Origin of the sequence: Kribbella sp. VKM Ac-2566 (assembly GCF_004366005.1) — a bacterium.
GTDB classification, from domain to species: Bacteria; Actinomycetota; Actinomycetes; order Propionibacteriales; family Kribbellaceae; genus Kribbella; species Kribbella pratensis.
Window position 1 is genome coordinate 438,821 of sequence record NZ_SODT01000012.1, and the last position, 25,346, is coordinate 464,166.

Genomic DNA, 25,346 nt, shown 5'->3' on the forward strand with positions numbered 1-25,346 from the left:
GATGTCGGCCCTCATGGACGTGCTGGTCAAGAAGCCCCTGAACTCGCTCGACCACCTCGGTGAGCAGCTCGCCTTCTACATCAAGGCGCTCGCCTGGTCCGGCAAGTCCGTCACGCGGTACCGCAAGGAGATCCTCCGGCTGCTCGCCGAGGTCACGCTCGGCTCCGGCGCGCTGGCCGTGATCGGCGGCACCGTCGGCGTGATCACGTTCCTGGCGTTCTTCACCGGCACCGAGGTGGGCCTGCAGGGCTACTCGGCGCTGAACCAGATCGGTACGTCGGCCTTCGCCGGCTTCGTGTCGGCGTACATCAACACCCGCGAGATCGGCCCGCTGATCGCCGGGATCGCGCTCGCCGCGACCGTCGGCTGCGGTTTCACCGCGCAGCTCGGCGCGATGCGGATCAGCGAGGAGATCGACGCCCTCGAGGTGATGGCGATCCCGTCGCTGCCGTTCCTGGTCACCACCCGGATCATCGCCGGCCTGATCGCGGTGATCCCGCTGTACGTCGTCGGCCTGCTCTCGTCGTACTTCGCGACCAGACTCACCGTCACCACGTTCTACGGACAGAGTACGGGCACGTACGACCACTACTTCCACCTGTTCCTGCCACCCGGAGACGTGCTCTGGTCGTTCGGCAAGGTGCTGGTGTTCTCGGTCCTGGTGATCCTGGTGCACTGCTACCACGGCTACCACGCGAGTGGCGGTCCGGCCGGTGTGGGCGTCGCTGTCGGTCGCGCCGTACGGACGTCCATCGTCGTGATCAACGTCGTCGACCTGCTGCTGTCGATGGCCATCTGGGGTACGACGACCACCGTGAGGTTGGCCGGATGACCAGACTCATCTCGCACAAGGTGCTGGGCGTCGCGTTCATCGGCGTACTGGTGTTCCTGCTGTGGCTGACCTACGCGTTCTACGCCAAGGTCTTCACCAAGACCGTGAACGTCGAGCTCAAGACCAGCCACATCGGCCTGCAGCTCAACGAGCACGCGGACGTGAAGCTGCGCGGCATCATCGTCGGCGAGGTCCGCGGGGTCTCCACCGACGGCGACGAGGCGACCGTCGATCTGGCGCTCAAGCCGGACCAGGTCGCCGAGATCTCCAGCGCGGTCAGCGCCCGGATCCTGCCGAAGACCCTGTTCGGCGAGAAGTACGTCGCGCTGGTCCCGCCGCAGGGACCGGAGGGACGGCCCATCAAGGCCGGTGACGTGATCAGCCGGGACAAGACCGCGGTCGGCATCGAGATCGAGAAGGTGCTGAACGACGCGCTGCCGCTGCTCCAGGCGGTCGACCCGGCCGACCTGAACGCCACACTCAACACCCTCGCGACCGCGCTCGAGGGTCGCGGCGCCGAGATCGCCGGCACCCTCACGCAGCTCGACGGGTACCTGAAGAAGCTGAATCCGCACGTCCCGAAGCTGATGGACGCGCTCGCCAAGCTGACCCAGGTCTCGGACATCTACGGCGACGCGACGCCGGACCTGGTCCGCGCGCTACGGAACCTGACGATCACGGGCAACACGGTCGTGGAGAAGCAGAAGCAGCTGCAGCAGTTCTTCGTGGACGTGCAGAACCTGTCAACGACCGGAGACACGTTCCTGAAGGCCAACGAGGACCGGGTGATCCGGCTCGGCCAGGTCAGCCGCCCGGTGCTGGACCTGCTCGAGAAGTACTCGCCCGAGGTGCCGTGCTTCCTCCAGGTGATGACCGAGACCGCCCCGATCCTGAACGACACGTTCCGCGACGGCCGGCTGAACATCAACCTCGAGCTGATCACCAACCAGCCGACGCCCTACGAGCCGAACGAGAAGCCGGTGTACAAGGACCACCGCGGCCCGACCTGCGTGGGGAAGAACTACAGCGTCCCCGGCGAGAAGCCCGGCCCGTACAACCAGGAGAACCCGGCGCCCTACGTGACCGGGGACGACGGCGTGATCGGCGACCACAACAAGAACCAGCGCTTCCCGCTCGACCTCAAGCTGAACCGCGCGATGCCCGGGTTCGCGGTGGACACCCAGGGCGTCGGATCGCCGGCCGAGCAGAAGGTGATCGACTCCGTCGTCGGCCCGGAGATGGGCGTCGCCGCGAACGACGTACCCGACCTGACCACCCTGATGGTCGGCCCCCTCCTCAGGGGAGGGCAGGTGAACCTCAAATGAGCTTCTTCGACCGGAAGACCACGTTCGACACCGTGCGGCTCGGGATCTTCGTGGTGGTCACGACCATCGCGACCGCGCTCCTGGCGGTGACGATCGGGAACATCAGCTTCAACCCGACGACCAAGTACCGCGCGGTCTTCACCGACGCAGTCGGGCTGAACCAGGGCGACGACGTCCGGATCGCCGGGGTGAAGGTCGGGCAGGTCGACAAGATCGCCCTGTACCAGAACACGTTGGCGATGGTGACGTTCAGCGTCGACTCCGACCAGGTGATCGACACCTCGACGCATGCGACGCTGCGCTACCGCAACCTGGTCGGCAACCGGTACGTCGCGCTCACCGACGGCATCGGCGGCGGCGACCGGCTGAAGAAGAACGGCGTCATCCCGAAGGAACGCACGACGCCGGCGCTCGACCTGTCGGTGCTGTTCAACGGCTTCAAGCCGCTGTTCACCGCGCTCACCCCGGCGGACGTGAACCAGTTCGCGTTCGAGGTGATCAAGGTGCTGCAGGGTGAGGGCGGCACGATCGAGTCGCTGCTGGCCAAGACCGCGTCGCTGACCACCACGCTGGCCGACGCCGACCAGGTGATCGGCGACCTGATCACGAACCTGACCTCGACGCTGCAGATCGTTTCCCAGCGGCAGGCGAACTTCTCCCAGCTGCTGGTCAACCTGCAGCAGTTCATCACCGGCCTGAGCCAGGACATCAACCCGATCCTCAGCTCGCTGACCTCGATCAACTCGCTGAACACCAAGACCGCCGGCCTGCTGCAGCAGACCCGGGTGCCGATCAAGGCCGACCTGGACAAGCTGCGCGCCGTCGCCACGACGCTGGACGACACCCAGTCGATCTGGGTGAAGACCCTGCAGTTCATGCCGGAGAAGCTGAACACGATGACCCGCACCGCGTCGTACGGCTCCTGGTTCAACTTCTACCTGTGCAACTTCGACGGCAACGTCACGCTGCCCACCGGCACCCGCATCCCGGTCGCCTACGACCTCAATTCGGCGAGGTGTAAGAAGTGAAGCCTTTCCGGGAACAGAACCAGGTCACCATCGGTGTGGTCGGCCTGACCGTGATCGGGCTGATCATGCTGGCCGCGTTCAAGGCGCAGGACCTGCCGCTGATCGGCGGCGGGACGAAGTACTCCGCGCAGTTCTCCGAGGCCGGGGGCCTCAAGGCGAACGACGAGATCCGGGTGGCCGGCGTCCGCGTCGGCAAGGTCCGCAACGTCGAACTCGAAGGCACCCACGTCCGGGTCGACTTCGTGGTCGACAAGGGCGTGAAGCTCGGCGACCAGACCGGCGCCGAGATGAAGATCAAGACCCTGCTCGGCCAGAAGTACCTGAAACTCAACCCGGCCGGTCCCGGCGAGCTCAAGCCCGGCTCCGAGATCCCGCTGGCCCGGACGATCTCGGCGTACGACGTCGTGGACGCCTTCACCGACCTGGCCAACACCACCGAGCGGATCAACACCGCCCAGCTGGCGAAGGCCCTGGACACGCTGTCGGCGACGTTCAAGAACACGCCCGAAGAGGTGCAGGCGTCGCTGACCGGCCTGTCCCGGCTGTCCCGGAACGTGGCCAAGCGCGACGAGCAGCTCAAGCTGCTGCTGCAGCACTCGAACGTGGTCACCAAGGTTCTTGCCGACCGCAACCAGCAGCTGATCAAGCTGATGAAGGACGGCAATAAGGTCTTCCAGGCCGTGCAGGCCCGGCGGGCGCTGATCCACCAGCTGCTGGTGTCGACGCAGAAGCTGTCCGCGCAGATCACCGCGCTGGTCCGGGAGAACCGCAAGGATCTCGGGCCGACGCTGCAGAAGGTGAACGCGGTGCTCGCCGTCCTGCTGCAGAACCAGAACTCCCTGGACGCGAGCATCAAGGGTCTGGCGCCGTTCGTCCGGGTCTTCACGAACACGCTCGGCACCGGGCCATGGTTCGACACGTACCTGCAGAACCTGGTGCCGGTGCCCGAGATCCCGCTGCCCAAGGTGTTGCCCACCGGTCTGCCTCCGATCCTGGGAGGTGGCGGCTGATGCGGGTGAACGCTGTTTCGCGGCTGATCGCGATGGCGGTGGTCCTGGTGATCATCGTGGTCGGCGCCGTGTCGCTGTGGCCGAAGCCCGAGCGGGTGACGGCGACGGCGTACTTCCCGCGTGCGGTCTCGGTGTACCCGGGATCGGACGTGCGGATCCTCGGTATCAAGGTCGGCGAGGTGGAGAGCGTCACGCCGGCCGGCCGCAGCGTGCGGGTGAAGTTCTGGTGGGAGGCCAAGCACAAGGTGCCGGCCGAGGCGAAGGCGGTGATCGCCTCGCCGTCGATCGTCGCGGACCGGTACGTGCAGCTCACCCCGGCGTACTCCAAGGGCGCTGTGATGGCCGACGGGGCGCAGATCCCGCTCGAGCGGACCGCCGTACCGCTCGAGCTCGACCAGATCTACCAGAGCCTCAACGACCTGTCCGTGGCGCTCGGGCCGAAGGGCGCGAACGACCAGGGCGCGCTGGCCCGGCTGCTGGACGTCTCGGCGAAGAACCTGAACGGCCAGGGCGCCAAGCTGAACCAGACCATCACCGACGTCTCGAAGCTGACCAGCACGCTGTCGGGCAACTCGTCGGCGCTGTTCAACACGATCCGGCAGCTGCAGACGTTCGTGTCCGCGCTCGCCGCGAACGACCAGCTGGTGCGGCAGTTCAACACGAACTTCGCCGCCACCTCGACCACCCTGGCGGGCGAGCGCAAGGACCTGGGCGCGGCACTGTCGCTGCTCGCCACCGCGCTCGGTGAGGTCGCGACGTTCGTCAAGGAGAACCGGACGCTGGTGAAGAACACGGTCACCGGCGCCACCAAGCTGTCGCAGATCCTGGTGAACGAGAAGGCCGCGCTGGCCGAGGTGCTCGACACCGCGCCGCTCGGCCTCGGCAACCTCGCCCGGATCTACAACCCGCAGTTCGGCACGCTGGACCAGCGCATCAACCCGGGACAGCTCGACGACCCGGCGACGTTCGTCTGCTCGCTGCTGCTGCAGGCGAACCAGCCGATGTCGATGTGCTCCACGCTGAAGCCGGTCCTGGACGCCTTGGCCAAGCTGCCGCTGATCGAGCAGTTGACCGGCACCGCGCCGGCCAGCGGCGGCCCTGCCGGTACGCCGTGGGCACCGGCACCGAAGGCCCCGCTGAACAGCCCCGACCCCGTGGACCCGACGCTCGGGGGGTTGGTCCGATGAGACTCCCCAGAATCCAACGCCGTACGTCGATCGTCGCCGGAGTCATCGCGCTCGCGACCCTGCTGAGCGGCTGTGACTTCTCCGTCTACTCGCTCCCGCTACCGGGCGGCGCGAAGATCAAGGGGCCGTCGTACACGGTCACCGTCGAGTTCGCCGATGTCCTGGACCTGGTGCCGAAGTCGTCGGTGAAGGTCGACGACGTCACCGTCGGCACGGTCGAGAAGGTCTGGCTGGACGGGTACGTCGCGAAGGTGCGGATCAAGCTGCCGAAGAGCCTCGCGCTGCCGGACAACACGCACGCCACGATCCGCCAGACCAGCCTGCTGGGCGAGAAGTTCGTCTCGCTGGCCCGGCCGACCGGGTCCGAGAAGGCACGCGGCAAGCTCGACAACGGCGAGCTGATCCCGCTGTCCAGGACCACCAGCAACGTCGAGGTCGAGGAAGTCCTGTCCGCGCTGTCGCTGTTGCTGAACGGCGGCGGCGTCGCGCAGCTGCAGATCATCACGCAGGAGCTGAACAAGGCGCTGACCGGCAACGAGCCGGCCATCCGCAGCGTGCTCACGCAGCTGAACACGTTCGTCGGCACCCTGGACCAGAACAAGGCGCGGATCATCACCGCGATCAAGTCGGTGGACCTGCTCGCCAAGAAGCTGAACGCGCAGAAGGCGACGCTGGCGACCGCGATCGACTCGCTGCCGGCGTCGATCGCGACCCTGGACAAGCAGCGCGCGGCGCTGGTCAAGACGCTGCAGGCGCTGGCGACGCTGGGCAACACCGCGACCCGGGTGATCACGTCCGCGCAGAAGGACCTGGTGGCCAACCTGCAGTCGCTGTACCCGATCCTCACCAAGCTGGCGGAGGCGGGGGAGAACCTGCCGAAGTCGCTGGAGCTGCTGTTCACCTATCCGTTCCCCGACAACGCCGCCAAGGCCGCGCAGGGTGACTACACCAACCTCGGGATCACGGTGGACGTGAACACCAAGAAGGCACTCGACACCCTGCTCGGGATCCAGCTGCCGACGGTCGGCCCGACCGCGCTGCCGACCGGCCGGATCAGCCTCCCGCTGCACCTGCCGACCAGCCCGGGGCAGGGCAGCGTGCAGCCGTCGGTGCCGGTCCCGACCGGGACCGCGACGACCTGCATCACGGTGCTCGGCCTGCCGGTCTGCTCGCCGAAGCTGAACCGGTCCGGCTTCGATCCCGACCTGGCCAGGGCGCTGATGCCGGGGGTGGTCGGATGATCACCAGAGCGGTCCGGATCCAGCTGATGGTGTTCCTGCTGATCACCGTCGTGGGCGTGGCGTTCGTCGGCGCGAAGTACGCCCAGATCGACAAGCTGGTGGTCGACACCGACTACACCGTCAGCGCCAGCTTCGTCGAGTCCGGGGGCATCTTCGCGGGCGCCGAGGTGACGTATCGCGGCCAGCCGGTCGGCCGGGTCGGACAGTTGAAGCTGCTCGACGACGGCGTCCAGGTGGACATGGACATCGAGAAGAAGTTCAAGATCCCGAACGACCTGCTCGCGGTGGTCGCGAACCGGTCCGCGATCGGCGAGCAGTACGTCGACCTGCAGCCGCGCCGCGACGGGGCGCCGTACCTGCAGGACAACTCGAAGATCGACCGCAAGGACACCGCGATCCCGATCGACACCACCGAGCTGCTGCTGAATCTGGACCAGCTGGTGAACTCGGTCGACAAGGAGAGCCTGCGGACCACGGTGCGCGAGCTCGGGGCGGCGCTGAAGGGCAAGGGCACCGACCTGCAGAAGATCATCGACAGCTCCGGCAAGCTGATCGACGACGCGGACGCGAACGTGCTGCAGACCATCAAGCTGATCAACGACGGCGACACGGTGCTCGCCACCCAGGTGGCCAGCGGCGACGCGATCAAGACCTGGGCGAAGAACCTGGCGCTGCTGTCGGACACCCTGGTCAGCTCGGACAGCAACCTGCGCAAGGTGATCGACCAGGGTTCGCTCGCGTCCACCCAGATCACCGGCCTGATCCAGGACAACAGCGCGTCGATCGCGGTGCTGCTCGGTAACCTGCTGACGGTGAGCGAACTGACCGCGGTCCGGCTGGACGCCGTCGAGCAGTTGTTCGTGGTGTACCCGGCGGTGTCGATGGGCGGGTACGTCGTACCGGCCAAGAATGCCGAGGGGCACTACGACGCGCACTTCGGGCTGGTCGTCGGGCTCCAGCCGCCGGCCTGCCGGCCCGGGTACGGCGGGACGAACAAACGGGTTCCGCAGGACGTCAAGGACACCCCTGCGAACACCAAGGCCGGTTGTACGGCGGACCCGTCGAGCGGGATCAACGTCCGCGGCTCGCAGAACAAGCCGTCGCCGTCGACGCGGGAGGACCTGAACCGGTCCGGGTACGGGCTCGGGTACGACCCGACTACGGGCGCGGCGGGCGGAGCCGATGGGATGCCGGGTATGACGCTCGGCTCCACCGGCGGACAGCAGGACCTGCTCGGCAGCGACTCCTGGAAGGCACTCATCCTTGGACCGGTGACCGGCAAGTGATCGCACGGAACGGCCGGCTCGTGCTGGCCTGGGCTCTCAGCGTGCTGCTCCTGGTGGCGATCGCCGGCCTCACGCTGTCGGTGGTCGCCCTGAGCAAGCAGCGGGCCGACGACTCACAACGCGACGGCGCGATGAAGGCGGCGCGGCAGTTGGCGCTGGACTTCACGACGTACGACTACCAGACCTGGGACGCGGACTCGAAGCGGGTCATCGACGACTCGACCGGGCAGTTCAAGCAGGAGTTCCAGCAGGGGATCGACGCGGTGAAGACCGACGTGGTGACGAACAAGGCGACCTCCAAGGGCGACGTCAAGGAGGCCGCCGTCGTCTCCAACGACAAGGATTCCGCCCAGGTGCTGGTGATCGTGAACGCGGTGGTGACGAACACGGCCTCGGCCGAGGGCGTCGAGCGCCGGTACCGGATCAAGCTGGACATGGTCCGCGAGAAGGACCGCTGGCTGACCGCCGACCTGCAGGTGGTGGGCTGATGCCGGATCGCCGCAGCCGCCCACGGATCGCCGGCCAGCGCCGTACGGCGAAACCTGACCAGCCGGACGCGCCGGCCCCGGACGCGCCGGTCGTCGCCGAGGGCGAACTCGTCGAGGAAGTGGTCGAGGACCCCCGTCCGCAGGATGTGACCCCGGCCACAGACGACGCCGCCGCGGGTGTTCCGGAGAAGTCGCCGGCTGCCGAAATCTCTACGGAGAGTGAGCCGAAACGGGGGCTGGGGACCGCGTTGACGGCCGCGCTCGGCATCGTCGTCGTACTCACCCTGACCGTCGCCGCGGTGCTCGGGATCAAGGCCTGGCACGGCAAGCAGGCCGAGGACGCCCGCAACCAGGCCGCCGCCGCTGGCCGGAAGGCGGCCGAGACGGCGCTCAGCTACGACTATCGTGACCTGGACAAAAGCTTCGCCGCCGCGCGCGCGACGATGACCCCGGAGTTCGCCGCGAAGTTCGACGAGACCGCGAAGGTGGCCGGCGAACTCGCCACAAAGACGAAGGCCACGGTGAAGGCCGACGTCCGCGACGTCGGGGTCCGCGACGGCGACGCCGACCGGGTCACGCTGATCATCTTCGTCAACCAGACGACCACCAGCACGATCACGAAGGGTAGTCCCCGGGTGGACCTGAACCGGACCCGGTTCACGATGGTCCGAAACGGCGACCGATGGCTGGTCCAGGAGATCGCCGGACTGTAATCTCTAGGTAACTCCGCACCAGAGGGGCGCCGGTTGGCTCGTGGGTGATCTACCCACTGGAGACTCCGGGTCGGTCCTTGACGGAGAGGGTGGTCCGACGGCAAACTGTTGGACCCCATTGGACAGGCTTGCCTGGATCATGTAGCCTATTGCTTTGCGCTGCCTTTTCTCTCGCCCTCGCTCGAGTTCTCAACTTGACTGGGGCGGCTTGGCGTGCGCTCCCAGCACCGATGTGATTTTGCGAGCCCGTGGAAGGACGCCCCTTGGTCGCCTCGCGCAACCCCCAGTCCGACAGCATTTCCAACGTCACCGGCCCCCGCCGCATCTCCTTCGCGAAGATCTCCGAACCTCTCCAGGTTCCGGATCTGCTTGCGCTGCAGGTGGACAGTTTCGACTGGCTGGTCGGTAACGAAACGTGGCAGGCCCGCGTGGCCGCCGCCGAGGCCGAGGGGCGGTCGGACCTGTCCGGCCCCAGCGGCCTGGAAGAGATTTTCGAGGAGATCTCCCCGATCGAGGACTTCAGCGGCACCATGTCGCTGTCGTTCCGCGACCACCGCTTCGAGCCTCCGAAGAACACGGTCGACGAGTGCAAGGAGCGGGATGTCACCTACTCCGCGCCGCTGTTCGTCACCGCCGAGTTCATGAACAACGAAACCGGTGAGATCAAGAGCCAGACCGTCTTCATGGGCGACTTCCCGTTGATGACGCGCAAGGGCACGTTCGTCATCAACGGCACCGAGCGGGTCGTCGTGTCCCAGCTCGTCCGCTCGCCCGGTGTGTACTTCGAGCGCACCCCGGACAAGACGTCCGACAAGGACATCTTCACCGCCAAGATCATCCCGTCGCGCGGCGCGTGGCTGGAGTTCGAGGTGGACAAGCGCGACATGGTCGGCGTCCGCCTCGACCGCAAGCGCAAGCAGAACGTCACCGTCCTGCTCAAGGCGCTCGGCTGGACCGACGCGCAGATCCTGGAAGAGTTCGGCGACTACGAGTCGATCCGGCTGACCCTGGAGAAGGACCACACCTCCGGGCAGGACGACGCGCTGCTGGACATCTACCGCAAGCTGCGTCCGGGTGAGCCGCCGACCCGCGAGGCCGCGCAGGCGCTGCTGGAGAACTACTACTTCAACGGCAAGCGCTACGACCTGGCCAAGGTCGGCCGCTACAAGATCAACAAGAAGCTCGGCCGTGACGAGGCGCACGACATGGCGGTGCTGACCGTCGACGACATCGTCGCCACGATCAAGTACCTGGTCGCGCTGCACGAAGGCAAGACCGAGCTGCCCGCCCCGACCGGCGAGATCGTGGTCGAGGAAGACGACATCGATCACTTCGGCAACCGCCGGCTGCGGACCGTCGGCGAGCTGATCCAGAACCAGCTGCGCACCGGCCTGGCCCGGATGGAGCGCGTGGTCCGGGAGCGGATGACGACCCAGGACGTCGAGGCGATCACGCCGCAGACCCTGATCAACATCCGTCCGGTGGTGGCGGCGCTGAAGGAGTTCTTCGGCACCTCCCAGCTGTCGCAGTTCATGGACCAGACCAACCCGGTCGCGGGTCTGACCCACAAGCGCCGGCTGAACGCGCTCGGCCCGGGTGGTCTGAGCCGTGAGCGAGCCGGCTTCGAGGTCCGTGACGTGCACCCGTCGCACTACGGCCGGATGTGCCCGATCGAGACGCCGGAAGGCCCGAACATCGGTCTGATCGGCTCGCTCGCGTCGTACGGCCGGGTGAACGCGTTCGGCTTCGTCGAGACGCCGTACCGCAAGGTCGTCGACGGCCAGGTCACCGACCAGGTGGACTACCTGACCGCCGACGAGGAGGACCGGTTCGTCATCGCGCAGGCGAACGCCGCGCTGAACGACGACAACCGGTTCGCCGAGGAGCGCGTGCTGGTCCGTCGCCGGCACGGCGAGGTCGAGCTCGTGCCGGTCGACGACGTGGACTACATGGACGTCTCGCCGCGCCAGATGGTGTCGGTGGCGACCGCGCTGATCCCGTTCCTCGAGCACGACGACGCCAACCGCGCGCTGATGGGTTCGAACATGCAGCGCCAGGCGGTGCCGCTGATCACCTCGGACGCCCCGCTGGTCGGTACCGGCATGGAGTTCCGCGGTGCGGTCGACGCCGGGGACGTGGTCGTCTCCGACAAGGCCGGTGTGGTCAAGGAGGTCTCGGCCGACCTGATCGAGATCGCCGCCGACGACGGCACGTACCAGACCTACCGGATGGCGAAGTTCCGCCGCTCGAACCAGGGCACCTGCATCAACCAGCGCCCGCTGGTGGACGCCGGTCAGCGGGTCGAGATCGGTACGCCGCTGGCCGACGGTCCGTGCACCGACGAGGGCGAGATGGCCCTCGGCCGCAACATGCTGGTCGCGTTCATGACGTGGGAGGGCTACAACTACGAGGACGCGATCATCCTCAGCCAGCGCGTCGTCCAGCAGGACCTGCTGACCTCGATCCACATCGAGGAGCACGAGGTCGACGCCCGCGACACCAAGCTGGGTCCGGAGGAGATCACCCGGGACATCCCGAACGTCTCCGACGAGATGCTGTCCGACCTGGACGAGCGCGGCATCATCCGGATCGGCGCCGAGGTCACCACCGGTGACATCCTGGTCGGCAAGGTCACGCCGAAGGGCGAGACCGAGCTGACCCCGGAGGAGCGGCTGCTGCGCGCGATCTTCGGTGAGAAGGCGCGCGAGGTCCGCGACACGTCGCTGAAGGTCCCGCACGGCGAGGAGGGCACCGTCATCGGCGTCCGCGTCTTCGACCGGGACAACGGCGACGAGCTGCCGCCGGGCGTCAACCAGCTGGTCCGGGTGTACGTCGCCCAGAAGCGGAAGATCTCGGTCGGCGACAAGCTGGCCGGCCGGCACGGCAACAAGGGCGTCATCTCGAAGATCCTTCCGGTCGAGGACATGCCGTTCCTCGAGGACGGCACCCACGTCGACGTCATCCTGAACCCGCTGGGCGTGCCCGGCCGGATGAACGTCGGCCAGGTCCTGGAGACCCACCTCGGCTGGATCGCCAGCCGCGGCTGGGAGGTCGACCCGGAGAACGAGGAGGAGTGGGCGCAGCGGCTGATCAAGATCGGCGCCGGTGCGGCCGAGCCGATGACGAACGTCGCCACTCCGGTGTTCGACGGCGCCACGGAGGAGGAGGTCACCGGCCTGCTCAGCTCCACGCTGCCGAACCGGGACGGCGTCCGGATGGTCAACGGGCAGGGCAAGGCGAAGCTGTTCGACGGTCGTTCGGGTGAGCCGTTCCCGGACCCGATCGGCGTCGGCTACATGTACATGCTGAAGCTGCACCACCTGGTCGACGACAAGATCCACGCGCGTTCGACCGGTCCGTACTCGATGATCACGCAGCAGCCGCTGGGCGGTAAGGCCCAGTTCGGCGGCCAGCGGTTCGGCGAGATGGAGGTGTGGGCCCTGGAGGCCTACGGTGCCGCCTTCGCGCTGCAGGAGCTGCTGACCATCAAGTCCGACGATGTTGTCGGGCGGGTCAAGGTGTACGAGGCGATCGTCAAGGGCGAGAACATTCCGGAGCCGGGTATCCCGGAGTCCTTCAAGGTTCTGGTCAAGGAAATGCAGTCCCTGTGTCTGAACGTGGAAGTGCTCTCGTCCGACGGAAGCCGCGTCGAGATGCGCGACAGCGAGGAGGACGTCTTCCGTGCAGCGGAGGAACTGGGCATCGACCTGTCCCGGCGCGAGCCGAACAGCGTCGAGGAGGTCTGAGCGGGTTGCCGCTTGAGATCAACAACCAACTCACTCAGACCATTTTTAGCAACGGGAGATAACACATCGTGCTCGACGTGAACTTCTTCGACGAGCTTCGGATCGGCCTTGCGACCGCGGATGAGATCCGCCAGTGGTCGCACGGCGAGGTCAAGAAGCCCGAGACGATCAACTACCGGACGCTCAAGCCCGAGCGTGACGGTCTGTTCTGCGAGAAGATCTTCGGTCCCACCCGGGACTGGGAGTGCTACTGCGGCAAGTACAAGCGCGTTCGCTTCAAGGGCATCATCTGCGAGCGGTGTGGCGTCGAGGTCACCCGCTCCAAGGTGCGCCGCGAGCGGATGGGCCACATCGAGCTGGCCGCGCCGGTCACCCACATCTGGTACTTCAAGGGTGTCCCGTCGCGGCTCGGCTACCTGCTCGACCTCGCCCCGAAGGACCTGGAGAAGGTCATCTACTTCGCGGCGTACATGATCACCGACGTCGACGAGGAGTCGCGGCACCGCGACCTGTCCTCGCTCGAGGGTCGCGTGGACGTGGAGCGCAAGCAGCTCGAGAACCGTCGTGACAACGACATCGAGCAGCGGATGAAGAAGCTCGAGGAGGACCTGGCGCAGCTCGAGGCCGAGGGCGCCAAGGCCGACGTACGCCGCAAGGTCAAGGAAGGCGCCGAGCGGGAGGTCAAGCAGCTGCGCGACCGCTCGCAGCGCGAGATCGACCGCCTCGACGAGGTCTGGACCCGGTTCAAGAACCTGAAGGTCCAGGACCTCGAGGGCGACGAGATCCTCTACCGCGCCATGAAGGAGCGGTTCGGCAAGTACTTCGAGGGCGCCATGGGCGCCGCCGCGATCCAGCGCCGGCTGGAGACCTTCGACCTGAAGGCCGAGGCGGACAACCTGCGCGAGACGATCAAGACCGGTAAGGGCCAGCGCAAGACCCGCGCCCTGAAGCGGCTGAAGGTCGTCACCGCGTTCCTGGCGACGAACAACAGCCCGATGGGCATGGTGCTCGACTGCGTTCCGGTGATCCCGCCGGACCTGCGGCCGATGGTCCAGCTCGACGGTGGCCGGTTCGCCACCTCCGACCTGAACGACCTGTACCGCCGGGTGATCAACCGGAACAACCGGCTCAAGCGACTGCTCGACCTGGGCGCGCCGGAGATCATCGTCAACAACGAGAAGCGGATGCTGCAGGAGGCCGTCGACGCGCTGTTCGACAACGGCCGCCGTGGCCGTCCGGTCACCGGCCCGGGCAACCGGCCGCTGAAGTCGCTGTCCGACATGCTCAAGGGCAAGCAGGGCCGCTTCCGTCAGAACCTGCTCGGCAAGCGCGTCGACTACTCCGGCCGTTCGGTCATCGTGGTCGGCCCGCAGCTGAAGCTGCACCAGTGCGGTCTGCCGAAGGCGATGGCGCTGGAGCTGTTCAAGCCGTTCGTGATGAAGCGGCTGGTCGACCTCAACCACGCGCAGAACATCAAGTCCGCCAAGCGGATGGTCGAGCGTCAGCGCGCCCAGGTCTGGGACGTGCTGGAAGAGGTCATCACCGAGCACCCGGTCCTGCTCAACCGTGCACCAACCCTGCACCGGCTGGGTATCCAGGCGTTCGAGCCGCAGCTGATCGAGGGCAAGGCGATCCAGATCCACCCGCTCGTCTGCTCCGCGTTCAACGCGGACTTCGACGGCGACCAGATGGCGGTGCACCTGCCGCTGTCGGCCGAGGCGCAGGCCGAGGCCCGGATCCTGATGCTGTCGACGAACAACATCCTGAAGCCGGCCGACGGTCGTCCCGTCACCATGCCGACCCAGGACATGATCATCGGCATCTACTTCCTGACCATGCTGAAGGAAGGCGCCCTGGGCGAGGGCCGGGCGTTCAGCTCGGTCGCCGAGGCGATGATGGCCTTCGACCGCAACGAACTGTCGCTGCAGGCCAAGATCACCATCCGGCTCAACGGTTCGGCCGCACCGCAGGACGCGGCCGAGACGGCGAACGGCGGCTTCGCGCTGGAGACCACGCTGGGCCGGGCGCTGTTCAACGAGGCGCTGCCGACGGACTACCCGTTCGTCGACACCGAGGTGGGCAAGAAGCAGCTCGGCGGGATCGTCAACGACCTGGCCGAGCGGTACACCAAGGTCGAGGTCGCGCACGCCCTGGACGCGCTGAAGGACCTCGGTTACTACTGGTCCACGCGTTCCGGCGTGACGGTGTCGATCGACGACTTCAGCACGCCGCCGTCCAAGCCGGAGATCATGGCGCGGTACGAGTCCCAGGCCGAGAAGGTCCAGAAGCAGTTCGAGCGGGGTCTGATCACCTCGTCCGAGCGGCGTCAGGAGCTGATCGAGATCTGGACCGGGGCCAACGCCGAGGTCGGTAAGGCGATGGAGGAGAACTTCGCCAAGGACAACCCGATCTGGATGATGGTGCACTCGGGAGCCCGAGGCAACATGATGCAGATCCGGCAGATCTCCGGTATGCGTGGCCTGGTGGCCAACCCGAAGGGCGAGATCATCGCCCGGCCGATCAAGTCCAACTTCCGTGAGGGCCTGTCGGTGGTCGAGTACTTCATCGCCACCCACGGTGCGCGGAAGGGTCTGGCCGACACCGCGCTGCGGACCGCCGACTCGGGGTACCTGACCCGTCGTCTGGTGGACGTGTCGCAGGACGTGATCATCCGCGAGGAGGACTGCGGCACCGAGCGGGGCCTGCCGAAGCAGATCGGCGAGAAGGACCCGTCCGGCAAGGTCGTGCACGCCGAGAACGTGGAGACCAGCGCGTACGCGCGGACCCTGGCCACCGACGCCCTGGACGCCGACGGCAACGTCGTGCTCGCCGGCGGCGCCGACCTGGGCGACGTGTCGATCGCGAAGCTGGTCGCGGCCGGGATCGAGGAGGTCAAGGTCCGGTCGGTGCTCACCTGTGACGCCAAGACCGGTACCTGCGCGAAGTGCTACGGCCGTTCGCTGGCGACCGGCAAGCCGGTCGACATCGGCGAGGCGGTCGGCATCATCGCGGCCCAGTCCATCGGTGAGCCGGGTACGCAGCTGACGATGCGGACCTTCCACACCGGTGGTGTCGCGGGTGATGACATCACCCACGGTCTGCCGCGTGTGGTCGAGCTGTTCGAGGCGCGTCAGCCCAAGGGCAAGGCGCCGATCTCGGAGGCCGCGGGCCGGATCGCGATCGAGGACACCGACAAGACCCGGAAGCTGGTGCTCACCCCGGACGACGGTTCCGAGGAGGTCGCCTACCCGGTGTCGAAGCGTGGCCGCCTGCTGATCGAGGACGGTCAGCACGTCGAGGTCGGTCAGCAGCTGACGCAGGGTACGCCGGACCCGCAGGAGGTTCTGCGGATCCTGGGTGTCCGCAAGGCGCAGGAGCACCTGGTGGACGAGGTCCAGGAGGTGTACCGGTCGCAGGGTGTGGCCATCCACGACAAGCACATCGAGATCATCGTCCGGCAGATGCTGCGCCGGGTCACGGTGATCGAGTCCGGCGAGGCGAACCTGCTGCCGGGCGAGCTGGCGGACCGGATCATGTTCGAGGCGGAGAACCGTCGCGTCGTGGCCGAGGGCGGTACGCCGGCCTCCGGTCGTCCGGTGCTGATGGGTATCACCAAGGCCTCGCTGGCGACCGAGTCGTGGCTGTCGGCCGCCTCCTTCCAGGAGACGACCCGCGTCCTCACCGAGGCCGCGATCCACGGCAAGTCCGACTCGCTGGTCGGTCTGAAGGAGAACGTCATCATCGGCAAGCTGATCCCGGCCGGTACGGGCATGGACCGGTACCGCAACATCCGGGTGGAGCCCACCGAGGAGGCGAAGGCCGCGATGTACTCGATGGTCGGCTACGAGTCGTACGACTACGACTTCGGCCCGTCCAGCGGTCAGTCGGTCCCGCTCGACGACTTCGACCTCGGTTCCTACCAGAACTGAGCCGAGTCGCCACGCCCCCCGCGGGCGATGAAGAACTGATACCAAGGGCGGCGCTTCCCGAACCGGGAGGCGCCGCCCTCGCGCTGTCTCCGAACCCCTGGCCATTGGCCTCCCCAAACCGGTTTGGGGAGGCCAACCGCCCGTTTTGGGGAGAACAACCTCCCCAAACTGGCTAGGCGGCGTTGCGAGCGACGGAACAACTGGCCGAGCAGGCGCGCGCGGTGCCGGCCCAGCCTCGAAGGCGGAGGGCAGTAGCCACCTGTAAGGCTGCCAGGCACGGCTCGTCGACCAGTTGGTAGCCAAATCGCAGGGTCAGCTCGCCGCTCATCGCCGTGGAATTGTCCCGGTGCATGTCGCGCCACCGCGACTCGGAGTCCGAATGACCGGCGTGCCCGTCGAGCTCGATGACGAGTCCGTAGGGCGAGTACCGGACATCGCGATATCGGACCCTTCGGCCAGACCCGTCCGTCGACTCGACTCGGACCTGTCGCTCAGCGGTCGGCAGGGCATGCGCCCGCTCGACTCGGCGCAAGTAGACCTGCTCCAGGAACGACTGCACACCGTCCGCCGCGTCCAGTACGATCCGGCGGAGCACCTGGCGAGCGGGCAGTCTGGTGAGCGAGTCGAGTTCGGCGAGCAGACGCTGGGGAGTAGTGGCGCGCTGACGGCAGACATCGAGTAGCAGAGCGGCCTGCCGGGAAGCGTTCGGGTCGGCGCTCGCTCTCATCAGAGCCGCGACCTCGATCCGCACGATCGGGGGTGTCCGGGAACCGTGTAGTTGCGCTGCGAAACCGCGATGGCGGCTGACGAGAATCCCGGCCCGCTGGTCGACCCTGCGCGGATGCGGTACCGCGAGGTGAATGCGATCGTCTCCTCGAACTTCCTCGACGCCGTACCAGCGCAGCGCCGTTGCTCCGGTGAGGGCGGCATCCGGGGCGTAGGCGAGCCAAGCGGCCCAGACCCTGGTCTCCCACGGCAGCGGCCCGGTGAAGTCGACGTACACACCGCCGTGGACCCGCTGAATCTGCCGCGCACGGCACCGCCGCGAAAGGACCTTGTCCGTGATCCCGTGCGCGACCGCCTGCTGTCTGCTGAAGGCGCCCGACTGCCGCTGACGCAGCTCCCTGAACAATCGGGTCAGTCTCTCGGCCGTCTCGTCAGGTTGGTCGGCGTCGCGCACCGCTTCGACGTTTCGCATGGCGACTCCTCTCGACGGATCGCCCGCGGATCCGCTGCCAGAGAAGATGCACCGCCCGCCACCTGTCCCGCCCGACCATTCGCCTCCTGTGCACACCCGATGCGAGCCACCACCCCCTTCCGACGCCGAACTCTCGTGGCACCCTCCCTCGCCCAAACCGGTTCGGGGAGTCGAGCAGCTCGATCCGGGGGGATGATCCTCCCCGGTCTGGATGGGTCTCGTCCCCGAACCGGTTTGGGGAGTACTTCGTCCGGGGTGGGTGGTGATTCTTGTCGGGGCGACGGAGAGGGAGGGACGGGGTGATCGTGTGGCGCGTGAGGTTTGGGCGCGAGGGTGCGGTGCTTCTGAGTGTTTGGTGGTGGTGCGATTTCCTGGTCCTTGCGGACCTCGTGAGGCGGTTTGGAAAAGACACTCGGGGTGGCGGCTGTAAAGGTGCGCGGGATGCGCCAAGATTGGTGCATGACGGATCTGCCGGCCTACCTGCGGCCTTTCGTCTTGGGGGTTCTGGAAGGTTCTGACGTACGCGTCGATCGCCTGGGGGAGATCGACCTGTACCGTCCGCCCGGTACCGCCCGAGGCGGAGCAATTCTCTTTGTGCACGGGGGACCTGGGCCTGCCGGCCTCGAGGTGATGCCTCGGGACTGGCCGGTCTACAAGGGCTACGCGACGGCTGCCGCCAGGCGGGGCCTGGTGGCCGCGGTCGTCGACCACAGCCTGATCCACGGCCTCGACCGACTGGTCGCGGCCGCGGACGAGGTGGAGGCAGCGGTCGGCGTACTGCGTTCCGACCCGCGGGTCGACCCCGATCGGGTCGGTCTGTGGTTCTTCTCCGGCGCCGGCCTGCTGGCCGGGGACTGGCTGGACAGCCGCCCCGACTGGCTGCGCTTCGTCGCCCTGACCTACCCCCTGCTCGCCACCCCGCCCGGTGTCGACGATTTGGTAACCGCCGCCGAAGTGATCGGCAAACACAAGGACCTGCCGGTGCTGCTGACAAGAGCTGGACTCGAGCGTGAGGAGCTCGCCGGTCCGGTAGCGGAGTTCGTCTCCGCGGGCGGCGCCGCGCTGGACATCATCGACGTACCGAAAGGGCACCACGGGTTCGACATGCTCGACCACACCGAAGAATCACGCGCCGCCGTGACCAAGGCTCTCGACTGGGCGATCGCCCACCTCGGCGAAGAGCCTGGCGCGGACGGCAAGCTCCTCGTCCCACCACCTCCAGCCAAGAAGAAGACGACCTCGACCCGCCGTACGACGCCTGCCGCCAAAGCACCCGTCGCGGTGCAGCAAGCCCCAGCTCCGGCTGAACCCGCCACTCAGCCGGCCCCTGCTGCCCCTGCAGCCGTCCCCGCAGCGGTCCCGCCATCCGTCCCCGCACCGGTCGTCCCGGCCGCGGTCCAGCCCCCGCTGGCGGGCCTGGGAGCCGCGACGGTCGCGGCCGTCACCGCCGACACCCCGGCCGCGCGGGTGATCGGCCGTGAGCACGCGGCCTACGACGCTCACGACCTCGAGGCCTTCCTGGCCATGTACTCGCCGACCGCCCGGATCCGGCTCGCGGACGGCTCCGAACTGAAGGGCCGCCGGTTCCTGCGCGAGTTCTACCGCCCGCGCTTCGCCGCCGGCCGCTGCAAGACCGAGGTCGTCCAGCGGCTGATGCTGGGGGAGTGGGTGGTCGAGCACGTGATCAGCTACGACGACGGCGAATCCACCCCGCAACTGGCCCTCTACCGGGTCGCCGACGGCCTGATCACGGACGTCGAATTCCGTGCCTGACCCGATCGACCACCTGACCGAGTTCGAGCGCGCGGCCGACGATTTCGCGGCCGCCCTCGGACGGGTCGATCCCGGCGCGGCCGTGCCCGCCTGTCCCGGCTGGACCGTCGCCGACCTGGCCCTGCACCTGGGATCAGGTCAGCGCTGGGCCGCGGCGATCCTGCTCTCCGGCGCCGCCCAGAAGGTGCCGGAGGTGCTGCGGACGACGATCTCCTGGCCGGACTGGTACGCCGGTACGACCGCGGCGTTGCTGGCCGCGATCCGTGCGGTCGACCCGGACGAACCGTGCTGGAACTTCGCCCCGGTGGATCAGCGCGCCGGATTCTGGGCCCGACGGCGTCTGCATGAGACAGTCATCCACCTGGTGGACCTGATCCAGGCCGGGGTCGCGGCGGGCGAACAGGTCGACACTGGTCTGGCCGTCGTACCTGCGGCAGTCGCGGCCGACGGTGTGGACGAGGTGTTCGAGGTGTTCCTGCCCCGGCTGCTGGCCCGCGGGTTCGCGCCGGCGGTGACCCGGCAGATCGGCGTGCGGGCCACCGACACCGGGCACGAGTGGACGCTGACGCCTGTGTCACAAGGCGATCGGCCGCTCGTCGAGCGGGGCAAGGCGGCCGGTGAAGCGGTCCTGTCGGGCACTGCGTCCGACCTCGACCTGTGCCTGTGGAAGCGCTTGCCGGGAACGGTCCTGACGGTCGAGGGAGACGCCGCGGTCGCGGCCGACTTCCTGGCCGGAAGGGCCACGGCGTAGACCCTGTAGACTGAAAGCGCGGAAGCCTCTCTACCGCGGCCAGTTACTCATTTTGACCGTGCTTGAGGCACCCGCTAGTCTTAACGATCGTGCCCGGGGTCTTTCCTGGGCCGTCATGCGTGCCCCTCGTCCAACGGATCGGGCCGCGTGGCACGGGACTCCTGCCGACAGTCTGAAAGATTACGGCTTCGGTCTGCTCGTGCGCACGCGACACACCCGACCGCGGGGGTCAGGCAAAAGCTACAAACCCAGCCGGACGACAGAAAGAGACCCACGCGGTGCCCACCATTAACCAGCTGGTCCGCAAGGGCCGCCAGGACAAGGTGTCCAAGAACAAGACGCCCGCCCTGAAGGGTTCCCCTCAGCGTCGTGGTGTGTGCACGCGCGTCTACACGACCACGCCGAAGAAGCCGAACTCCGCGCTTCGCAAGGTTGCGCGTGTCCGCCTGACCAGCGGTATCGAGGTCACCGCCTACATTCCCGGCGTCGGCCACAACCTGCAGGAGCACTCGATCGTGCTCGTGCGTGGCGGTCGTGTGAAGGACCTCCCGGGTGTCCGGTACAAGATCATCCGCGGTTCGCTCGACACCCAGGGTGTGAAGAACCGGAAGCAGGCTCGCAGCCTCTACGGCGCGAAGAAGGAGAAGAGCTAATGCCGCGCAAGGGCCCCGCCCCGAAGCGCCCGGTCATCATCGACCCGGTCTACAGTTCGCCGCTCGTCACCCAGTTGATCTCCAAGATCCTGGTCGACGGCAAGAAGCAGATCGCGCAGAGCATCGTCTACAGCGCGCTCGAGGGCACTCGCACCAAGACCGGCACCGACCCGGTGATCACGCTGAAGCGTGCGCTGGACAACGTGAAGCCGAGCATCGAGGTCAAGAGCCGTCGAGTCGGTGGCGCCACCTACCAGGTGCCGATCGAGGTCAAGCCCGGCCGGTCCACCACGCTGGCGCTGCGCTGGCTGACGATGTACTCGCGGGCCCGTCGCGAGAAGACCATGTCCGAGCGGCTGATGAACGAGATCCTGGACGCGTCCAACGGTCTCGGTGCATCGGTGAAGCGCCGCGAGGACACGCACAAGATGGCCGAAGCCAACAAGGCTTTCGCCCACTACCGCTGGTGACCCGGAGTCCGATCCGGACTCCAGCCCTCACCCCTTTGACGCAGTACAGAATCGAGAGGTAGACCACCGAGGTGGCCGTACAAATCACCACCGACCTGGCCAAGGTCCGCAACATCGGGATCATGGCCCACATCGACGCCGGCAAGACGACGACGACCGAGCGGATCCTCTTCTACACCGGTATCACCTACAAGATCGGTGAGGTCCACGACGGCGCCGCCACGATGGACTGGATGGAGCAGGAGCAGGAGCGCGGCATCACGATCACGTCCGCCGCGACGACCTGCACCTGGAAAGACCACACCATCAACATCATCGACACCCCGGGCCACGTCGACTTCACCGTCGAGGTGGAGCGCTCGCTGCGCGTCCTCGACGGTGCCGTCGCTGTCTTCGACGGTGTCGCCGGCGTGGAGCCCCAGTCGGAGACGGTCTGGCGTCAGGCCGACCGGTACGGCGTACCCCGCATCTGCTTCGTGAACAAGCTGGACCGGACCGGCGCGGAGTTCATGCGCTGTGTCGACATGATCGTCGACCGGCTGGCCGCGGTGCCGCTGGTGCTGCAGCTGCCGATCGGGTCCGAGGCCGACTTCATCGGCGTCGTCGACCTGATCGGGATGCGCGCGCTGACCTGGCGCGGCGAGACCACGATGGGTGAGGACTACACCGTCGAGGAGATCCCGGCGACCCACACCGAGATCGCCGCCGAGTGGCGCGACAAGCTGATCGAGACGCTGGCCGAGGCCGACGACGAGATCATGGAGCAGTACCTCGAGGGCGACGAGCCCACCCAGGAGCAGATCGTCGCGGCCATCCGGCGGGCGACCATCGCCAGCAAGCTGACCCCGGTCCTGACCGGTACGGCGTTCAAGAACAAGGGCGTCCAGCCGCTGCTGGACGCGATCAACGCCTACCTGCCGAGCCCGATCGACGTCCCGGCCATCGAGGGCCACGACGTCAAGGACGCCGAGCAGGTCGTGCTGCGCAAGCCGGACGACAGCGAGCCGTTCTCGGCGCTGGCGTTCAAGATCGCGGCCGACCCGCACCTGGGCAAGCTGACCTTCATCCGGGTGTACTCGGGCAAGCTCGAGACCGGCACCCAGGTGCTGAACCCGACGAAGGGCCGCAAGGAGCGGATCGGCAAGATCTACCGGATGCACGCGAACAAGCGTGAGGAGATCGCGTCGATCGGCGCCGGCCACATCGTCGCCGTGATGGGCCTGAAGGACACCACCACCGGTGAGACCCTGTGCGACCCGGCGAAGCCGGTCGTGCTGGAGTCGATGCAGTTCCCGGCCCCGGTCATCTCGGTCGCCATCGAGCCCAAGTCGAAGGCCGACCAGGAGAAGCTGGGCGTCGCGATCCAGCGGCTCGCCGAGGAGGACCCGACCTTCCAGGTCCGGACCGACGAGGACACCGGCCAGACGATCATCGCCGGTATGGGCGAGCTGCACCTCGAGGTGCTGGTCGACCGGATGAAGCGCGAGTTCCGCGTCGAGGCCAACGTCGGCAAGCCGCAGGTCGCCTACCGCGAGACCATCAAGAAGAAGGTCGAGAAGGTCGACTACACGCACAAGAAGCAGACCGGTGGTTCGGGTCAGTTCGCGCGTGTGATCATCAACATCGAGCCGACCTCGGTCGAGGCCGGCGGCGAAGGCGGCTACGAGTTCGTCAACTCCGTCACCGGTGGCCGGATCCCCCGGGAGTACATCCCGTCGGTGGACGAGGGCGCCCAGGAGGCGATGGAGTTCGGCGTACTGGCCGGCTACCCGATGGTGGACGTCAAGGTCACGCTGACCGACGGCGCCTACCACGATGTCGACTCGTCCGAGCTCGCCTTCAAGATCGCCGGTTCGATGGCCTTCAAGGATGCCGCCCGCCGGGCGAACCCGGTCATCCTGGAGCCGATGTTCGCGGTCGAGGTCACCACGCCCGAGGACTACATGGGTGAAGTGATCGGCGACCTCAACTCCCGCCGTGGCCAGATCCAGTCGATGGACGAAGGTCCTGGTGGCAGCCGGGTCGTCAAGGCCCTGGTGCCGCTGTCGGAGATGTTCGGGTATGTCGGTGACCTGCGGTCGAAGACCCAGGGCCGCGCGTCCTACTCGATGCAGTTCGATTCCTACGCCGAGGTTCCGAAGAACGTGGCGGAAGAGATCATCAAGAAGGCCCGGGGCGAGTAGTCTCTCGCTCCTGACCACCACACCCCAAGCGCGTCGGCGTACGGCGTAGTCAACATTTATCTAGGAGGGCCCCAGTGGCGAAGGCGAAGTTCGAGCGGACTAAGCCGCACGTCAACATCGGCACCATCGGTCACATCGACCACGGTAAGACCACTCTTACCGCGGCGATCACCAAGGTGCTGCACGACAAGTACCCGACGCTCAACGAGGCATCGGCCTTCGATCAGATCGACAAGGCGCCGGAAGAGCGTCAGCGCGGTATCACCATCTCGATCGCGCACGTCGAGTACCAGACCGAGGCCCGGCACTACGCCCACGTTGACTGCCCGGGTCACGCGGACTACATCAAGAACATGATCACCGGTGCGGCTCAGATGGACGGCGCGATCCTGGTCGTCGCCGCCACCGACGGCCCGATGCCGCAGACGCGTGAGCACGTGCTGCTCGCCCGTCAGGTCGGCGTGCCGGCGATGGTCGTCGCCCTGAACAAGTGCGACATGGTCGACGACGAGGAGATCCTGGAGCTCGTCGAGCTCGAGGTCCGCGAGCTGCTCTCGGAGCAGGAGTTCGACGGCGACAACGCGCCGATCGTCCGCGTCGCCGCTCACCCGGCGCTGCAGGGCGACGCCAAGTGGGGCGAGTCGATCCTCGAGCTGATGAACGCGGTCGACGAGTACATCCCGCAGCCGGAGCGCGAGATCGACAAGCCGTTCCTGATGCCGGTGGAGGACGTCTTCACCATCACGGGTCGCGGCACGGTCATCACCGGCCGGATCGAGCGCGGTGTCATCAAGGTCAACGAGACCGTCGACATCGTCGGTATCCGTCCGGAGAAGCAGACCACCACGGTCACCGGTATCGAGATGTTCCGCAAGCTGCTCGACGAGGGCCAGGCCGGTGAGAACGTCGGTCTGCTGCTTCGTGGCACCAAGCGCGAGGACGTCGAGCGCGGCATGGTCGTCATCAAGCCGGGCACCACGACCCCGCACACGAACTTCGAGGCGTCGGTCTACATCCTTTCCAAGGAGGAGGGCGGCCGTCACACGCCGTTCTTCCAGAACTACCGTCCGCAGTTCTACTTCCGCACCACCGACGTCACCGGTGTCGTCACGCTGCCCGAGGGCACCGAGATGGTCATGCCGGGCGACAACACCGACATGTCGGTCGAGCTGATCCAGCCGATCGCCATGGAGGACGGTCTGAAGTTCGCGATCCGTGAAGGTGGCCGCACCGTCGGCGCCGGCCGGGTCACCAAGATCATCAAGTGATCTCATGAGGTCCGCGAGGGCTCGAGAACTGAGCCCTCGCGGACCTCTGCTTTGCGCCTGATCCGGCGCTCAGGTGGTACCGGATCGGGCGTGAAAGCTACCGATTGGCGTTTCGATGCCGATCGATGGCACAATATTCAGGTTGCTCAGGCGAGGCCGCCGGGGTGCGCCCCAGATCTTCTTGATCTGGCTGGTGCGCTGGACCGGAGACGTTGCCGAGGTTCCGGTCCGAGACCGGGCCCCGATCTCCAATCCAGGTCGACGA

Annotated in this window: 18 protein-coding genes; 17 read left to right on the forward strand and 1 reads right to left on the reverse strand. The window is 67.1% G+C overall.

What is annotated here, in order from left to right; genetic code table 11:
• Position 1 precedes the first annotated feature (1 nt).
• The 11 genes from EV647_RS29160 to EV647_RS29210 all read left to right on the forward strand — a co-directional run bounded on the left by EV647_RS29160 (position 2) and on the right by EV647_RS29210 (position 16,785).
• Positions 2–832: an ABC transporter permease gene (locus EV647_RS29160; protein ID WP_134008508.1), complete on the forward strand. Its 831-nt coding sequence runs from the start codon at positions 2–4 to the stop codon at positions 830–832.
• The gene (locus EV647_RS29165) at positions 829–2,157 is read left to right on the forward strand and encodes an MCE family protein (protein WP_238177447.1); all 1,329 of its coding nucleotides are present in this window, start codon (positions 829–831) and stop codon (positions 2,155–2,157) included. Before EV647_RS29160 ends, EV647_RS29165 begins: the two co-directional genes overlap by 4 nt.
• Positions 2,154–3,185, forward strand: coding sequence for an MCE family protein (locus EV647_RS29170; RefSeq protein WP_134008511.1), 1,032 nt, complete (start codon positions 2,154–2,156; stop codon positions 3,183–3,185). The genes EV647_RS29165 and EV647_RS29170 overlap by 4 nt, the downstream gene beginning before the upstream one ends.
• Positions 3,182–4,195, forward strand: a complete 1,014-nt coding sequence (locus EV647_RS29175; protein ID WP_133789423.1) for an MCE family protein — start codon at positions 3,182–3,184, stop codon at positions 4,193–4,195. Before EV647_RS29170 ends, EV647_RS29175 begins: the two co-directional genes overlap by 4 nt.
• Complete coding sequence (locus tag EV647_RS29180; protein ID WP_134008514.1) at positions 4,195–5,382, forward strand: MCE family protein; 1,188 nt, start codon at positions 4,195–4,197, stop codon at positions 5,380–5,382. Before EV647_RS29175 ends, EV647_RS29180 begins: the two co-directional genes overlap by 1 nt.
• On the forward strand, positions 5,379–6,623 hold the full coding sequence (locus EV647_RS29185) for an MCE family protein (protein WP_134008517.1): 1,245 nt from the start codon (positions 5,379–5,381) through the stop codon (positions 6,621–6,623). Before EV647_RS29180 ends, EV647_RS29185 begins: the two co-directional genes overlap by 4 nt.
• Complete coding sequence (locus tag EV647_RS29190; protein WP_134008520.1) at positions 6,620–7,909, forward strand: MCE family protein; 1,290 nt, start codon at positions 6,620–6,622, stop codon at positions 7,907–7,909. The genes EV647_RS29185 and EV647_RS29190 overlap by 4 nt, the downstream gene beginning before the upstream one ends.
• On the forward strand, positions 7,906–8,397 hold the full coding sequence (locus tag EV647_RS29195) for a hypothetical protein (protein ID WP_134008523.1): 492 nt from the start codon (positions 7,906–7,908) through the stop codon (positions 8,395–8,397). Before EV647_RS29190 ends, EV647_RS29195 begins: the two co-directional genes overlap by 4 nt.
• Positions 8,397–9,110: a hypothetical protein gene (locus tag EV647_RS29200; protein WP_134008527.1), complete on the forward strand. Its 714-nt coding sequence runs from the start codon at positions 8,397–8,399 to the stop codon at positions 9,108–9,110. The genes EV647_RS29195 and EV647_RS29200 overlap by 1 nt, the downstream gene beginning before the upstream one ends.
• A 263-nt stretch (positions 9,111–9,373) precedes the next feature.
• Positions 9,374–12,856 carry a DNA-directed RNA polymerase subunit beta gene (gene rpoB, locus EV647_RS29205; protein ID WP_134008532.1) on the forward strand — a complete coding sequence of 1,161 codons (3,483 nt, stop codon included), beginning with the start codon at positions 9,374–9,376 and terminating at the stop codon, positions 12,854–12,856.
• Positions 12,857–12,924: 68 nt separating this feature from the next.
• Positions 12,925–16,785 carry a DNA-directed RNA polymerase subunit beta' gene (locus EV647_RS29210; RefSeq protein WP_133789417.1) on the forward strand — a complete coding sequence of 1,287 codons (3,861 nt, stop codon included), beginning with the start codon at positions 12,925–12,927 and terminating at the stop codon, positions 16,783–16,785.
• A 172-nt stretch (positions 16,786–16,957) separates the two neighbouring features.
• Here the strand turns inward: EV647_RS29210 and EV647_RS29215 are convergent, their stop codons facing one another.
• Entirely contained in the window at positions 16,958–17,983 is a 1,026-nt protein-coding gene (locus EV647_RS29215) for a type IV toxin-antitoxin system AbiEi family antitoxin domain-containing protein (RefSeq protein WP_134008534.1), read from the reverse strand.
• 459 nt (positions 17,984–18,442) lie between these two features.
• On the opposite strand from EV647_RS29215, the gene EV647_RS29220 reads away from it, so the two are divergent.
• The 6 genes from EV647_RS29220 to tuf all read left to right on the forward strand — a co-directional run bounded on the left by EV647_RS29220 (position 18,443) and on the right by tuf (position 25,081).
• Positions 18,443–19,756: a nuclear transport factor 2 family protein gene (locus EV647_RS29220; RefSeq protein WP_134008537.1), complete on the forward strand. Its 1,314-nt coding sequence runs from the start codon at positions 18,443–18,445 to the stop codon at positions 19,754–19,756.
• Positions 19,749–20,507 (forward strand): maleylpyruvate isomerase N-terminal domain-containing protein, encoded by a 759-nt coding sequence (locus tag EV647_RS29225; RefSeq protein WP_134008540.1) that lies wholly within the window; start codon positions 19,749–19,751, stop codon positions 20,505–20,507. Before EV647_RS29220 ends, EV647_RS29225 begins: the two co-directional genes overlap by 8 nt.
• Before the next feature lie 278 nt (positions 20,508–20,785).
• Positions 20,786–21,160 (forward strand): 30S ribosomal protein S12, encoded by a 375-nt coding sequence (gene rpsL, locus EV647_RS29230; protein ID WP_130384649.1) that lies wholly within the window; start codon positions 20,786–20,788, stop codon positions 21,158–21,160.
• Positions 21,160–21,630 carry a 30S ribosomal protein S7 gene (rpsG, locus tag EV647_RS29235; RefSeq protein WP_134008543.1) on the forward strand — a complete coding sequence of 157 codons (471 nt, stop codon included), beginning with the start codon at positions 21,160–21,162 and terminating at the stop codon, positions 21,628–21,630. The genes rpsL and rpsG overlap by 1 nt, the downstream gene beginning before the upstream one ends.
• Before the next feature lie 122 nt (positions 21,631–21,752).
• Positions 21,753–23,813, forward strand: a complete 2,061-nt coding sequence (gene fusA, locus EV647_RS29240; protein ID WP_238175703.1) for an elongation factor G — start codon at positions 21,753–21,755, stop codon at positions 23,811–23,813.
• A gap of 74 nt (positions 23,814–23,887) precedes the next feature.
• The gene (gene tuf / locus EV647_RS29245; protein ID WP_131465688.1) at positions 23,888–25,081 is read left to right on the forward strand and encodes an elongation factor Tu; all 1,194 of its coding nucleotides are present in this window, start codon (positions 23,888–23,890) and stop codon (positions 25,079–25,081) included.
• The last annotated feature ends 265 nt before the right edge of the window (positions 25,082–25,346 follow it).